The sequence below is a fragment of the Desulfitobacterium sp. genome, from assembly GCF_034927245.1.
In the GTDB taxonomy this organism is placed as follows: domain Bacteria; phylum Bacillota; class Desulfitobacteriia; order Desulfitobacteriales; family Desulfitobacteriaceae; genus Desulfitobacterium_A.
This window is the reverse complement of sequence record NZ_JAYFQK010000008.1, coordinates 25,831-40,290: the sequence shown is the minus strand read 5'-3', so window position 1 is coordinate 40,290 and position 14,460 is coordinate 25,831. Positions and strand designations below refer to the sequence as shown.

General features: G+C 46.1%; 11 protein-coding genes. All 11 read right to left on the bottom strand.

What is annotated here, in order from left to right; genetic code table 11:
* Nucleotides 1-11: 11 nt before the first annotated feature.
* The 11 genes from aspS to VB077_RS02140 all read right to left on the bottom strand — a co-directional run bounded on the left by aspS (nt 12) and on the right by VB077_RS02140 (nt 14,259).
* The gene (gene aspS, locus VB077_RS02190; RefSeq protein WP_323413578.1) at nt 12-1,787 is read right to left on the bottom strand and encodes an aspartate--tRNA ligase; all 1,776 of its coding nucleotides are present in this window, start codon (nt 1,785-1,787) and stop codon (nt 12-14) included.
* Nucleotides 1,784-3,055: a histidine--tRNA ligase gene (gene hisS, locus VB077_RS02185; RefSeq protein WP_323413577.1), complete on the bottom strand. Its 1,272-nt coding sequence runs from the start codon at nt 3,053-3,055 to the stop codon at nt 1,784-1,786. The genes aspS and hisS overlap by 4 nt, the downstream gene beginning before the upstream one ends.
* 346 nt (nt 3,056-3,401) lie before the next feature.
* Entirely contained in the window at nt 3,402-3,899 is a 498-nt protein-coding gene (locus tag VB077_RS02180) for a DNA-deoxyinosine glycosylase (protein ID WP_323413576.1), read from the bottom strand.
* 23 nt (nt 3,900-3,922) lie between these two features.
* Nucleotides 3,923-5,140 carry an EAL and HDOD domain-containing protein gene (locus tag VB077_RS02175; RefSeq protein ID WP_323413575.1) on the bottom strand — a complete coding sequence of 406 codons (1,218 nt, stop codon included), beginning with the start codon at nt 5,138-5,140 and terminating at the stop codon, nt 3,923-3,925.
* Between the two features lie 165 nt (nt 5,141-5,305).
* Nucleotides 5,306-6,871, bottom strand: coding sequence for a coproporphyrinogen dehydrogenase HemZ (gene hemZ / locus VB077_RS02170; protein WP_323413574.1), 1,566 nt, complete (start codon nt 6,869-6,871; stop codon nt 5,306-5,308).
* Nucleotides 6,868-7,485 (bottom strand): MBL fold metallo-hydrolase, encoded by a 618-nt coding sequence (locus VB077_RS02165; protein WP_323413573.1) that lies wholly within the window; start codon nt 7,483-7,485, stop codon nt 6,868-6,870. Before VB077_RS02165 ends, hemZ begins: the two co-directional genes overlap by 4 nt.
* Nucleotides 7,486-7,542: 57 nt before the next feature.
* A complete protein-coding gene (gene dtd / locus VB077_RS02160) occupies nt 7,543-7,992 on the bottom strand; it encodes a D-aminoacyl-tRNA deacylase (protein ID WP_323413572.1) in 450 nt (149 codons plus the stop codon).
* Nucleotides 7,993-10,173, bottom strand: coding sequence for a bifunctional (p)ppGpp synthetase/guanosine-3',5'-bis(diphosphate) 3'-pyrophosphohydrolase (locus VB077_RS02155; RefSeq protein WP_323413571.1), 2,181 nt, complete (start codon nt 10,171-10,173; stop codon nt 7,993-7,995).
* Between the two features lie 35 nt (nt 10,174-10,208).
* A complete protein-coding gene (locus tag VB077_RS02150) occupies nt 10,209-10,721 on the bottom strand; it encodes an adenine phosphoribosyltransferase (RefSeq protein WP_323413570.1) in 513 nt (170 codons plus the stop codon).
* Between the two features lie 61 nt (nt 10,722-10,782).
* The gene (gene recJ / locus VB077_RS02145) at nt 10,783-13,254 is read right to left on the bottom strand and encodes a single-stranded-DNA-specific exonuclease RecJ (RefSeq protein WP_416337013.1); all 2,472 of its coding nucleotides are present in this window, start codon (nt 13,252-13,254) and stop codon (nt 10,783-10,785) included.
* 60 nt (nt 13,255-13,314) lie between these two features.
* Nucleotides 13,315-14,259, bottom strand: coding sequence for a cation diffusion facilitator family transporter (locus VB077_RS02140; protein WP_323413568.1), 945 nt, complete (start codon nt 14,257-14,259; stop codon nt 13,315-13,317).
* Between the last annotated feature and the right edge of the window lie 201 nt (nt 14,260-14,460).

Genomic DNA, 14,460 nt, shown 5'->3' with positions numbered 1-14,460 from the left:
AAGGGATTTGGTTATTTTTTAGTTTCGGGGATTTGGGTTCGAATATGCAATTCTTTAAGTTGTTTATCTGAGACAGACGATGGGGCTTGGCTCATTAAATCTGCCGCGCTTTGTGTTTTCGGGAAGGCAATAACATCCCGAATCGTCTCTTTTCCCGTGAGCAGCATGATTAAACGATCAAGGCCGAGGGCAATGCCGCCATGCGGAGGGGTTCCGAATTCAAAAGCATCCATCAAAAACCCAAACTGTGCCCGTGCATTTTCCGGGGTAAAACCGAGCAATTCAAACATCTGCTCTTGAACATCACGTTTGTGAATCCGGATACTGCCGCCCCCTAATTCAATCCCATTGAGGACAACGTCATAAGCTTTGGCCCGCGCTTTGCCGGGCTCCGTTTTCAATAAGGGGATATCTTCGTCCATCGGCGAAGTGAATGGATGGTGGATTGCGACATAACGCTTCTCATCCTCATCCCATTCAAAGAGAGGAAATTCAGTGACCCAAAGGAAGTTTAAAGCGCCTTCGGGGATCAGACCTAAACGGTTAGCGAGTTCTAAGCGAAGATGTCCCAAAGCATCGGCTACGACGGATTCCTTATCAGCAACAAAGAACAAAATGTCCCCTGTTTCTCCTCGCATCCGCGAAATCAGCGCTTGAAGCTGTTCATCCGTAAAGAACTTGGCAATAGGAGATTTGACGCCTTCCTCCCCTAAAACTATGTAGGCTAAACCTTTTGCTCCAAACTGATGAACAAATTGGACCAGACCGTCAAGTTCGCGGCGCGGCATTCCCGCACAGCCTTTAGCGCAGATTGCTTTAACCCGGCCTCCCTTGGCCAGAACATCGGTGAAAACCTTAAAGCTGGAAGCTGACACAACATCGGCCACATCTACAAATTCCATGCCGAAACGCATATCCGGCTTGTCCGATCCAAAGCGCTCCATCGCTTCCTTATAGGTTAAGCGCACAAACGGACGAGGAATTTCTTCTCCCGTAAACTCTGTAAAGATATTAGCGATCAATTCCTCCATCATCGTTAAAATATCTTCAACTTCAACAAAGGACATCTCGACATCCAACTGCGTAAATTCAGGCTGACGGTCAGCCCGTAAATCTTCGTCACGGAAGCAGCGCGCAATTTGGAAATATTTCTCCATGCCCGAAACCATCAAAAGCTGTTTATAAATCTGAGGGGATTGGGGCAAAGCATAAAATTCACCCGGATGAACACGGCTCGGTACAAGATAATCTCTTGCCCCTTCCGGTGTGGATTTCATCAGCATCGGAGTCTCAATCTCATAAAAATCATGTTCATGGAAAAAATCGCGCATGATCTGAGTGACTTTGCTCCGTGTTTTAAAAACTTTCTGCATCTCCGGACGCCGTAAATCAAGATAGCGATATTTGAGACGAATCGTTTCATCAACATCCACATCATCTTGAATATAAAATGGGGGCGTCTTAGCCGAGTTAAGAATTTCTAACTGTTCGGCCACGACTTCAATTTCGCCTGTTGCTAAATTGGGATTCGCCGAACCCTCAGGACGAAGCCGAACTCTTCCTAAAACGGAGATCACAAATTCAGATCTTAAGCGCTCCGCAGTTTCAAAATTCGGAAGCTCAGGATTAAAAACAACTTGTACTAACCCCGAGCGATCGCGAAGATCAACAAAGATTACACCGCCATGATCCCTTCGGCGTTGCACCCACCCCAATAAACGAACCGTATCTCCGGCATTGTTCCCTCTTAAGCTTCCTGCTTCAATCCGTTCTGCTAAAACTGTCATACTTCTTCCTCCCATTTATGTATAAGATCTTCTTTCACTTCATCTAGCGGAACTTCTATTTGTTCCCCCAGGGCTAAATCACGCAGGATAACCACCTGACGGCTTAATTCATCTTCGCCCAGAATAGCCGCAAAGCGGGCTTGCGCCTTATCCGCACTCTTGAGCTGTGATTTTAAACTTCTCCCCAGCAAATCAATGCTCGCCGGAATTCCTTTACTTCTTAAAGCGCTGACTATAGAAAAGGCTTCTTTTTGCGCAGCCTCACCTAAAGCAATAAACATGACAAATTCTTTAGGCCTGCGGTCTGAACCCTGTCCGGAAGCTTGCAGTGCGGCAAGGACCCGTTCCACTCCCATAGCAAAACCAATTCCCGGGGTTTGAGGACCGCCCACTTCCTGAACCAGTCCGTCATAGCGCCCCCCACCGCAAATTGCGCTTTGGGCACCGATATCTTCCACGAGTACCTCGAAGGCAGTCTTCCGGTAATAATCCAAACCGCGCACAAGGCGGGGATCTACTTTATAGCGGACACCTGCCGCTGTCAAAAGTTCCCGTAACTCCCGAAAGTGCTCAGAGCATTCCGGGCAAAGTGTATCTAACGTCGTGGGAGCTCCTTGCGTAATTTCCTGGCAAGTCGCATTTTTACAGTCCAAAATTCGCATCGGATTGCGTTCAAAACGATCCTGACAATCCTTGCAAAGCTGTTCACGGCGCGGAGCTAAGAATTTCTGCAGCTTCGTACGATGTTCGGCCCGACAGGTCGGACAGCCGACAGAATTGACATGGACTTCTAAACCTTTGAGTCCCAAACGAGTATACAGATCCCAAACCAAAGTGATCACTTCCGCGTCAACAATGGGTTTGTCAGCCCCCAAGACCTCGACCCCAAACTGATGGAACTGACGGAACCGACCGGCTTGAGGCCGCTCATAACGAAACATCGGACCCATATAATACAATTTAACAGGCTGCGGGCCGCCGTATAACTTATTTTCCACATAGGCCCGGCAAACTGAGGCCGTTCCCTCGGGACGCAGGGTGATAGAACGATCGCCTTTATCAAGGAAGCTATACATTTCCTTATTGACAATATCGGTTGTTTCCCCGACACCGCGTTGGAAAAGTTCAGTCGCTTCAAAAATCGGGGTACGGATTTCTTCATATCCATATTCCCGGCAAATCTTTCGAATGTGTTGTTCCAGATCCTGCCACTTTTCAACAACACCCGGCAAAAGATCCTGTGTACCTTTCGGACGTTGAATCGCCACTTGTAATCCCCCCAAAACTTATACTGTTCTGTTGCATAAAAAAAGCCCCTCATCTCTTGCTTATCAGCAAGGGACGAGAGCTCCCGTGGTGCCACCCTTATTGACGAAAAGTTATCTTTCCGCCCACTTATTGGTTCATAACGGAACCACCCGACTTATCTTTCCTTTCTTAGGGTGTCCTCCTAAGCATCTCCCAGGCCGTTTTCAGTTATCGGCCCTCCCTGCTGAGAGATTGTGCACAGTCTCTTCCTAAGAATTTTCAAACAGAAATCCAAGTTGAAATGCTCTATATAATTCTAAATCATACAAAAGAAATACAAGCTTGTCAACACGCTCCAAGAATACATCATTTAATCCAATTGAAAAGGGTTTGCCATTCGTCCAGTTTTCGCTCCCAAGATAAAGTATTGGCCGGACTTGTTGAAGGCAGCGTATGATAGATAATCCCCTTCTTAAGATTAAAACCAACTTGTCGTTTATAAACTTCAAAGGCTTTCTTCCCATTAAACGCAACATAACGAATTTCGGGGTATTGAGCAAAAATATCGGCAAACGGATTCGCCAGAGGGGACTTTATGCGGGAATCCAAACTGCCTTCACGTTCACAGGAAGCAATAACGTCCCAGAGCGCTAATTTATGTTTAAGAATGAACTCCAGTTTTTGCCCATATTTAGCCTCGGTCAGCTGTTCGCTTGAAAACAGTGTACCAAGAATCCGCCAAAACTGGTTGCGGGGATTTCCATAATACTCTTGTTTGCGAAGTGATTCCTCACTTGGCATTGAACCCAGAATCAGAACCTTAGAATCCTGATCAATAACCGGTTTTAACCCTTGAATAGCCATAGCTGCCTCCCAATTGCGTGGTCTTAAGCTATCCCTTGCGCAATGAAAAGATCCGCTTTTTTCAAGGACTGTACATAGAGCTGCGGGATTCGCATCTGAACCAGATTAAGCTCATTCACAATATCATTGAGCTTTAGCCAATCGCCTTTTTCATAACAAATTATTAAATCAAGGATATCGCGATAGACGTTTTTTGATCCTTGGAAAGCACGAATAATATCATCACTTAAGGGGAGCACCTTACAGATATCGTTCATCGGCTGATCTAAAACCGCATCGATTACGGAAAATAATCCCATCAGAAAGGCCTCAGAGCTCTTCTCGCCCAAGCCCAGTTCGAGGGCAAGAGCCTCGGCAAAGGTTGCTCTAATATTGGCCTCGACAACCAGTTCATGCGGTTTTTCTTCGTTAATATTGCCCATCGTAATCAAAGAAACCCATTTTTTTAATTCTTGATGACCCAGTAACGCCAAAGCTTGACGGATAGAAGAAATTTTTGATTTAAAGCCAAAGAATGAGGAATTAATAAATTTTATCAGTTTATAAGAAAGCGAAACATCGGCCTTGATGATTTGTTCGATGTATTCGATGTCAAACTCCTCACGGTAAACTTCCTTAAGCAAACGCAAGGCATTCCTTTGGGACAAAGAAATATCCTTTCCTTCAATAATCACCGGCTTGCTGAAATAATAACCTTGAAAATATTGATAGCCAATCCCAAGCGCCTCCTGATAAGCCTCAACCGTTTCTACTTTCTCGGCCAGGAACTTAACCTTTCCTCCCAAACGTTCGCATAGAACTCGCCGATGCTCAGGTCGTGTTGCTAAAAAGTCAACCTTAATGATATCTGCATATTGAAGAAGAGGAATAATAGCGGGAGTCAGGACAAAATCATCCAGTGCTAATTGATAGCCGGCTTTTTTGAGATTTTTACAAGCTTCTATAATTTCCGGATCAGGCTCGACCGTCTCTAAAATTTCAATGATTACTGAATCTTGAGGAAGAATTGTTGCGATATCACATTTGAGAAGATTATCTGTGAAGTTGATAAATGCCTTCTTACCTCCTGTAAACTGCTCAATTCCCATTGAGAAAAAGCTGCTGGAAATAAGCCTCCCCGTAGCCTGATCTCCATTAAGCGTTTGAAAGTAGTTATCCAGGCCCTCACGAAATAAAAGTTCGTATCCCACTAACATTCCTTTGCGGTCAAGAATAGGCTGTCTCGCGACAAATACATTCATTTGTCTACCTCCCCTTGCGGCCCGGCTACAATATGCTAGTATATGCGTGAATATCATATTCACAACATTCGCTGGCTTAATTCATAATCCTTCTTATTCAGGGAAGTTTAGCTAACCCTATTTTTATGAAAATGGGGCTATTTCGCGACAGCCCCATCCTCTCCTTTATAAAGTTAAGAAAGCTTTTACCCTCTTCTGATGGATCTCCGGCCACCGCTTGAGGTAAACCTGCCAATTCGAGGGATGTTGCATATTTGTCAATGAAAAGTCTTGCGGATTTACAACCTTGCTGGATGCCCCGGCCCCAATTCCAATGACGGATTGACGCTCTTCCATAATGCCGATATTATAGCGACCTTCCGCGCCCGGAACGGCAAATCCGATATTCTCCAAATTCCCGGCGATGTGTTTTTGTCGATAGAGATAGTAGGGGTATAGTCCAAAAGAGCGTGCCTGTTCAAACGCTATTTCCTGCATCGTTTCAAGTTCTTTGTCTAAATTTTGAGCCAGGCCCATTTCATGCTCTTTCGAACCTCGTTTAATCGCTAAAGCATGAATGGTCAGATTATCGGGTCTGAGCTTGCCAATCTGGGCCATCGTTTCCTGAACATCTTGCGCCGTCTCTCCCGGAAGCCCTAAGATCAAATCCATATTGATCACCCCATCTGAAATCTCACGCGCAAGCTTATACATTTGCAGGATATCTTCAACCGTATGTGCTCGCCCGATCCGTCTCAGCGTCTTATTATGCATCGTTTGAGGATTGATGCTTAAACGATTGACCCCTTGCTCACGCAGGACAAGAAGTTTTTCCCGAGAAAGTGTATCCGGACGCCCGGCTTCCACCGAGAACTCCATATTTTTCTCCGCCGGAATGTGTTCCCGAATCCATTGCAGTAAATCGGAAATTTCGGCAGAGGTTAAAATCGTGGGAGTTCCTCCGCCGAGATAAAGAGAACCTGCTGTTCTCTTGGTTTCCTTCATCCAGGCCCCTGTGACTCGAATCTCCTCATAAAGTCCTTTTAGATATTTCTGAAGAGGCTCTCTGCCCTGCTGCAAAGAATACGCCGGGAATGAGCAGTAACTGCACCGCGTCGGGCAAAAAGGAATCCCGACATAGAGGGCAATCTTCTTGGGATGATCCATAATCTCTTGAAGATAAGGCCGCTGTATGGATACGACTTCTTGTAAAAGACGAATTTTATCCTCTCGGATTAAACAGTAATCTTCTAAAACTTTATTTTCTAAAGGTTCTTTTAGCCCCAGGTCATTTAGATGGTGCAAAATTTTGCTGGGCCGAATACCGGTTAAAATTCCCCAAGGAGGGGTATGCCCCGTTGCTTGGGTCAGAAGATGAAAAAGGGCATGCTTGAGCAATACCTTGCGTTCCGTTTCTTTACCGATCTTAGGATGGTCAAGGATTGGCTTGATCTCTTCGGCATCAAGTTTGAGTTCAAAGCGTCGGGGCTGTGAACTACTGTCAGCCCTTTCCCTTTGATCACTGAATTCAGCACGAATACCCTGCGGATGTTCAGGATAATGAACGTCTACCCTGATCGTAGCCGCAATCTCCTCTTTGGCTGCACCTAATGGACTGATTTCGGATTTTCCGGGTTCTCTAACCGTCACATTACCTTCCGGGTAAAACGCACGGATTAAGGAAAGACCCGCTTCCAGTTCGGAGCGGGATAGAGTCATACTCGTTAATTCAAGATTCGTGTGCAGGTTCATACTAAAAACGGATTCTCCCGTTTTTCCCTCCCAATCGTCGTTGATCCCCCATGACCCGGAAAGACCCGGGTTTCATCGGGTAAGACCATCAGCTTTTCCTTGATCCCCCTCATAAGCTGTTCCATTGACCCCCCGGGGAAGTCGGTGCGACCGATCGAACCCTCGAATAGGGTATCGCCGCTGATCAGTCCATCCGGGCCCAAGAAACAGACTCCCCCTAAGGTATGACCGGGAGTTGTCAAAACAGTCAGGGTAATTTTGCCGAATGTAATCGTTTGCCCATCTTCAAGGAAAAAGTCAGCGGCCTTCCTCTCGATTGAGGAGCCAAAAGCCCTTGACATATTTTCTTGGGCATCTGTGAGCATCCCGGCATCATTCACATTGATTCCGACTTTGGCACCGCAAGCTTCTCTGACCTCATCCACTGCACCAATATGATCGACATGCCCATGCGTGAGGAGAATATATTCGACCTGATAGCCCTTTTCCCGAACCCAGCTGCAGATTCGTTTTCCCTCAGCCCCGGGATCGATGATCACTGCTTTTTTGGTCTCCGGACAGCTGATAATATAGCAGTTCGCCCCAAAAGCACCTACAGCCCGACCTTCAATCATTCACTTCACTCCGTTTCTTCTCATCATTTCCTATGTTTTTATAATTGTTTATAATGTCTAAAACGTCTTCTGACTATCCAAAAGCAAGGTTACAGGTCCATCATTGACTAACTCAACCTTCATTTCAGCCTGAAAGATCCCGGTCTCGACAGTCACCCCTTTATTTTTCAATTTTATGATGGCATCTTCATAAAAAGACTTAGCCTTATCGGGTGAAGCCGCAGATGAAAAACTCGGGCGTTTTCCCTTACGGCAATCCCCATAAAGAGTAAACTGGGAAACGAGGAGAATCGCACCCTGCTGCTCCATTATGGATTGATTCATTTTTCCTTCCTCATCCTCAAAAACCCTTAAACCGATAATTTTATCAACCATCCACTCCAAGTCTTGAAGTGTGTCTTGTTCACCTACGCCCAGCAAAACAAGAAATCCTTTGCCAATCTTCCCCACAATTTCTCCTTCAACACGGACTGAAGCCTGGCTCACACGTTGCACGACACTTCTCATTTACTTTCCTCCAGAACATATGCGTTCGACAGAACTCACATCTTTAACCCGGCGAATTTTCTGCATAACGCTATCTAAATGGCCTAAGTTCCGAATCTCAACGCTCAGTTGAATATGCGCCATTTGATCTTTGCTGACTCGGGCATTGATCCCCAAAATGTGAGTACGTGTTTCCAAAACGGCATTCATCACATCGGTAACAAGCCTTGAGCGATCCACTCCAAAAATATCGAGGTCCACTTGATAAATAGTATCCGGTTGAGAATCATCCCAAACCACTTCTATCATGCGATTTAATTCGTCATCGTTGTGGGCTTTGACATTTTCACAATCCTGGCGATGAATCGATACGCCGCGTCCTCGCGTGATATATCCGATGATATCATCTCCCGGCAAAGGGTTGCAACAGCGTGAGAAGCGAATCAGGATATTATCCACCCCTTTGACGCGAACTCCTTGCGTCGCTTTACCATAGGCAACCGACGGTTTTCCGTCTCCTTGCTGAAGTGCTGCCAACTGGAGCTTCTCTTTTTCCTCTTTGCTCAAATCCTCGCGCAGACGCATCAAGAATTTATTGACGGTGACGGCTCCGTCCCCCATTGCCGCATAGAGGTCATCCACATTCGTAATATTATAGTTTTTGGCAAACGCTAACAAAGTCTCCGGTTTAAGGATCGCCGAAGGGTCAAGGCCCAATTTGCGGATCTCCCGCTCCAGACTTTCCCGGCCCCGAAGAATATTTTCTTCCCGCTTTTCTTTCTTAAACCATTGACGAATCCGGCTTTTTGCCTGAGATGTCTTAACAAAGGACAGCCAATCCTTGCTCGGCCCATTGCCGGTTTTGGAAGTCAGGATCTCCACAATATCGCCATTGACCAGCTTGGTATCTAAAGGAACGATGCGGCTATTGATTCTCGCGCCAATACAGCGGTGCCCTACATCCGTATGGACGCGATACGCAAAGTCGATCGGACAGGAACCTGCCGGAAGCTCGACAACATCGCTTTTCGGGGTAAATACAAAAACGGTATCTGAAAAAAGGTCAATTTTAAGGGATTCCATAAATTCCCCGGCATCTTTAGATTCATGCTGCCATTCCAATAGCCGGCGAATCCAAGAAAGTTTTTGTTCAAAACTCCCGCCGACTCCTTTACCACCCTCTTTATATTTCCAGTGCGCGGCAATCCCGTACTCAGCCGTCCGATGCATTTCCCACGTTCTGATCTGAATTTCAAAGGGTTCCCCATGTGCTCCGACAAGCGTTGTATGCAAGGATTGATACATATTCGGTTTAGGCATCGCGATATAATCCTTAAAGCGGCCGGGAAGGGGCTTCCACATCGTGTGGATGATTCCGAGCGCACCATAACAATCATTGACCGAATCAACGATAACCCGTATAGCCGTTAAATCATAAATCTCGCTCAGTTCTTTATTCTGGCTGACCATTTTCCGATAAATGCTGTAAAAATGTTTCGGCCGTCCGGCAATCTCGGCATGGATTCCGACCTCGCCTAAACGCTGCCGAAGCTGTTCAATGACTTCATTGATTTGGTCTTCCCGCTCGCGGCGCTTATAAGCAATACCTTCGGAAAGATCATGATATTCCTGCGGCTTTAAATAGCGAAAGGAGAGATCTTCCAGTTCCCATTTTATTCGGAAAATCCCCAGGCGATTAGCTAAGGGAGCAAAAATCTCCAATGTTTCCTGAGCAATTTCTTTTTGTTTCTCCGGGCTGTGATATTTTAAGGTTCTCATATTATGAAGCCGGTCTGCTAATTTAATCAAAATGACACGGATGTCTTTGGCCATCGCCAAGAACATCTTGCGAAGGTTTTCGACCTGCTGCTCAACCTTTGTCTTATAAGGAATTCGTCCAAGCTTGGTTACACCATCCACCAAGATAGCAACCTCGGGACCAAACTCCTTCTCAATCTCTTCGATCGTGCAAGGGGTATCCTCTACTACATCATGCAGCAAAGCAGCAGCTATTGTCGCTTCGTCCAGTTCCAACTCCAGGAGGATCTTTGCCACTTCGAGAGGATGCTGAATATAGTCTTCCCCCGAATTGCGAAGCTGGCCGCGATGAGCCTCTTCCGCATAATAATAGGCTTTTTCCACCAACTCCGCGCTCTGGGGAAAAACGTGTTTCAGTTTATCTAAGAACTCGCTTTCCGACATTCCTTGACTCCCTCTCTGCCTAAATATCCAAAATTTTAATATTGAACAAGCGAAAAAATCGGATAATTCCCGAGCTTTTCACGACCTCCAAGGTCTGTAAGCTCGATCAGGAAACCCATTCCGACAACCTCAGCCCCGGTTTTCTCGACGAGACGGGCCGTTGCCAGCATTGTTCCTCCTGTCGCTAATAAATCATCCACAAGGACAATGCGCTGACCGGGATGGAGGGCATCATCATGAACTTCTAAGGTATCTGTTCCGTACTCAAGCTCATAAGTTTCACCGACTGTCTTTCCCGGCAATTTTCCGGGTTTGCGTACGGGGACAAAACCCACGCCTAAAGCATAGGCCACAGGAGTCCCTAATAAAAAACCGCGAGCTTCCGGGCCAAGAATGAGTTCGGGATTCCACGGCCGAATCTGTCCGACTAACTCATCAACAGCCTCGCGATAAGCCTCCCCCTCTTTCAACAAGGTCGTGATGTCTTTAAAGGAAATACCGGGTTTGGGGAAATCTTCGATCACTCGAATTTTCGCTTTGAAATCCATGAATCTTCTTCCTTTCATTGTCTATTTTAATGTACACCCCGGAAAGGTTTCCCGTCAAAATTCAAAACTTCTTTTTCTCCAGCAAGTCTGTCCAAGATGTTTGGATAAACTCCTTAGCGAAAGAGCGTAAGTCCTCCCACGATCTCTTGCCGCTATGATAACGGAGAGAAGCATCCAAATCAAGTTTTTCCCGGGCAGGAATCCATTCAAGCTCAATATGTTCCGAACCGCCCAATATCTTAATTAAACCCAATTCTTCAAATATCTTGAGAGCTTCCCCCGGATCTGCTTTCCCCGGGGACTCGGGTATCCAGGAGAAACACGGAGATGGCCTTGCCTGTTTCGCCAGCCGGGCTAAAATACGATAGACCTGAATTAATTCTTCCCGGGTTTGGTAACCGGCCCTTCGCTGTAAATCCAATTCGGTTAACCGAGCCTCGGCGGCAGCCCAGGGCAAATGATAATACGCAATCTCGTCTCTAAGCCGAGTCCATTCTTCCCAACCGGACGGAAGTCCCAGAACAAGGATCATCCGCCAGGACTTGCCTTCCTTCGCGCTTGATGCCGAATCGTTTTGAAAAAAGTCCTCCAGAGAAGTCCATCTCGGCTGGGCCTGAAAACCATTCCAAACTAAAATGTCTGACCAGTCCTTCGACACAATCCCTGCGCTTTCCTGTAAAGCTTGGACCCATTGTTTCCTTTCTAAATTCCGCCAATCATAACCCTTCGATATATCGCCATTGGTGGCAGCTATTTCCGTTCTTCCTTTGACAATCTCAGCTTCGGCTTTTTCTCGTTCGCGGGGATCAGCCTGTTCCTCCCACACCGCATGAGCTTCAACGTCCTTGAGCATCATCTGAACTGCCCCGGGTCCTCGATAGGTATTCCAATCCAGTCCAAAGGTAACATCAACGCTCTGAATATTCCTTAGGTCATCAGCTGCTTCCCCCTTGCGGAAAGCAATTCCCTCACATTCCCCCTTTAAACCGAAATGACATTTAAGATGAGCTTTATCTTTTCCTACTGTATTCACCTCATATAGGGGGAATTGCGCTCCGGCCAAAACCGGACTTGGGTTGCCGAATCCGAAGGGCGCCATTTGCTCCAGTTGGGAGAGGAGAACCCCATCGATCTTTTCAAGAGGTATGAGGTGGTCCACTTTTACACGTTCGCAAAAAAGGTCTTCCGGATAATCCGCAGCCGCTTGATTTAATCCCTCGCGAAGAGCGGAAATATTTGAACATTTTAAGGAAAAGCCCGCTGCCTGGCTGTGACCGCCGAAACGTTCAAGGATAGCGGCTTGTCCACGAAGCGCGTTCAGCACATGGTAGCCCGAAATTCCCCGAGCCGAACCTTTAGCCTCTTCTCCCTCCTCCTTCATTAAATACACAGGACGATAAAAGCGCTCAACAAGCCGTGAAGCAACAATTCCGATAACTCCCGGATGCCAGTTAGGTGAGGAAAGAACAATCACACGAGGCAAAGGCTGCCCGTCAAGTTGGGCAAGGGCCTCCGCGAAGATTTCCTTTTCCGTAACCTGTCTGTCCGTATTTTCACGGCTCAAATAATGCGCTAATTCCCCGGCACGATCGGGTTTACCGGTTATGAGCAGTTCCAGACCCGCTTTGGCACTGTCCATCCTGCCGGCTGCGTTGATCCGCGGCGCAACCATAAAGGCGATCTGACCTGCCTTTAACGGTTTATTCCCCAAGCCGCATTCTTCCAGCAAAGCTTGCATTCCTACATGGACCGTTTGCTCCATCTGTTTTAAACCATAGGACACAATAATTCGGTTTTCATCAATCAGGGGCACAAGATCGGCAATTGTCCCTAAAGCAACTAAATCCATTATTTCAATTTCCGAAATGATGTCACCCTGGTTTCTGCCGGACTTTCTGTCGTGTTCAAGCAAAGCTTGGGCAAGCTTAAAGGCAACCCCTACTCCGGCAAGTTCCCGAAAAGGATACCCTGATTCCGGGACTTTCGGATTAAGAATCGCCCACGCCTCGGGTAAAATCTCCGGGGGTTCATGGTGGTCTGTCAGGATAACCTCAATTCCCAACTCCTTGGCATATGCGATTTCTTCGACAGCAGTAATCCCGGAGTCAACGGTAATGATCACTTTGACATTGGATTGCGATGCTTTCAAAATAGCGTCTTTATTGAGTCCATACCCTTCATCCATTCGGCTGGGTATATAGGCGACAGCCTGAAAGTTTAAATCTGTCAGCACTTTATAGAGCATGGCTGTACTCGTCACACCGTCAACATCGTAATCTCCGTAAATTAAGACTTTTTCATGATTGTGCCGGGCAAGAGTAAGCCGCTCGACCGCCTTTATCATATCATGAAACATCCACGGTGAATTTAAATTAAGCAGGGACGGCCTTAGAAAGTCCACCACCTGCTTAATTGTATGCAATCCCCTTCGTGCTAAAATATCGGCCACGATTGGCGAAAGTCCAAGCTGCGTTTGAATTATATCAGAAGCAAAGCCTGCATGCTGTGGTTTAATCCATATCTTATTCAAAATATCTCCCCCACAGCTCATTATAATCTACTTAGAAATCCGCTTGCAACAAATTCCTGCTCCTTATCTTTTAGAAATCAGAATTTCGTTATTTAAAGTTTTATGGCAAACAGCATGGCTCTCATCACAAACATTACATTTTCCGGGCTCATCTCCGCAAGGCTCCGCGTGAATCAAAATGTGCGTCCCCGGCAGTTTTTCCATAATTTCATGCTCGATCTTATCGCAAAGCTCATGTACAACATAGACAGATTCATACTTTGGAACAACTAAATGGAGATCAATATGCCGTTCTGCACCGGCACGGCGCGTTCTTAATTTATGGAATTCTACAAATTGACCTGCATAATTATCGAGTACTTCAAAAATAATCTTATATTCTTGAGGATCGATACGAACATCGACTAAGGGCATAAACGCCTCTTTCGTTAAATCATACGCTGCTTTAATGATCAAACTAGCGACAAACATGGCAATCAGCGGGTCGATTATAGTCCAGCCTGTAATTTTGATAATCAATAAGCCGATAAAAACCCCGATTGACGTAAGCACATCAGTACGAAGATGCAGCGCATCTGCTTCAAGTGCAACAGAATCCGTTTTCTTGGCCACTCTCATAAGGTTGGCAGAAACCAAGACATTCGCAGCCGCCGAAAAGCCCATGATGACAAGTCCCCAACCCAGATTATTAACCGTTACTCCTCCTGTTAATTTCCCGAAGGCTTCCTTGATGATTAATAGAGCGGCTACAAAAATAAGCATTGCTTCAATCGTCCCGGAAACATTTTCAATTTTTCCATGCCCATACGTATGCCGATCATCAGCCGGTTTACCCGATTCGCGCACGGCAAATAAAGCGATGACCGCTGCAATCAAGTCGATGCCTGAATGAATTCCTTCAGAAATAATACTGACTGATCCGCTCAAAAAACCAATCACGACTTTACCTGTCGTTAAAACGGAATTAGATAGAACTGAAATTGCCGCCGCTTTTGTTTTCTCTTGCATATCATAGCACTCCCTAAAATTAACGTTAGAACTGCTCAACCCATTTATAATACTCTTCTAAAGATATAAAAATGGGACTTCCTAAGGAAGTCCCACGGATTTCTCCGTTGCCCCAATAAGAAGGCCCAGCTGATGCCTGACATCATGTTATTGTATATGATACTTATATCAAAAATGAACCCGTCCGTCAATGTTTTTTTT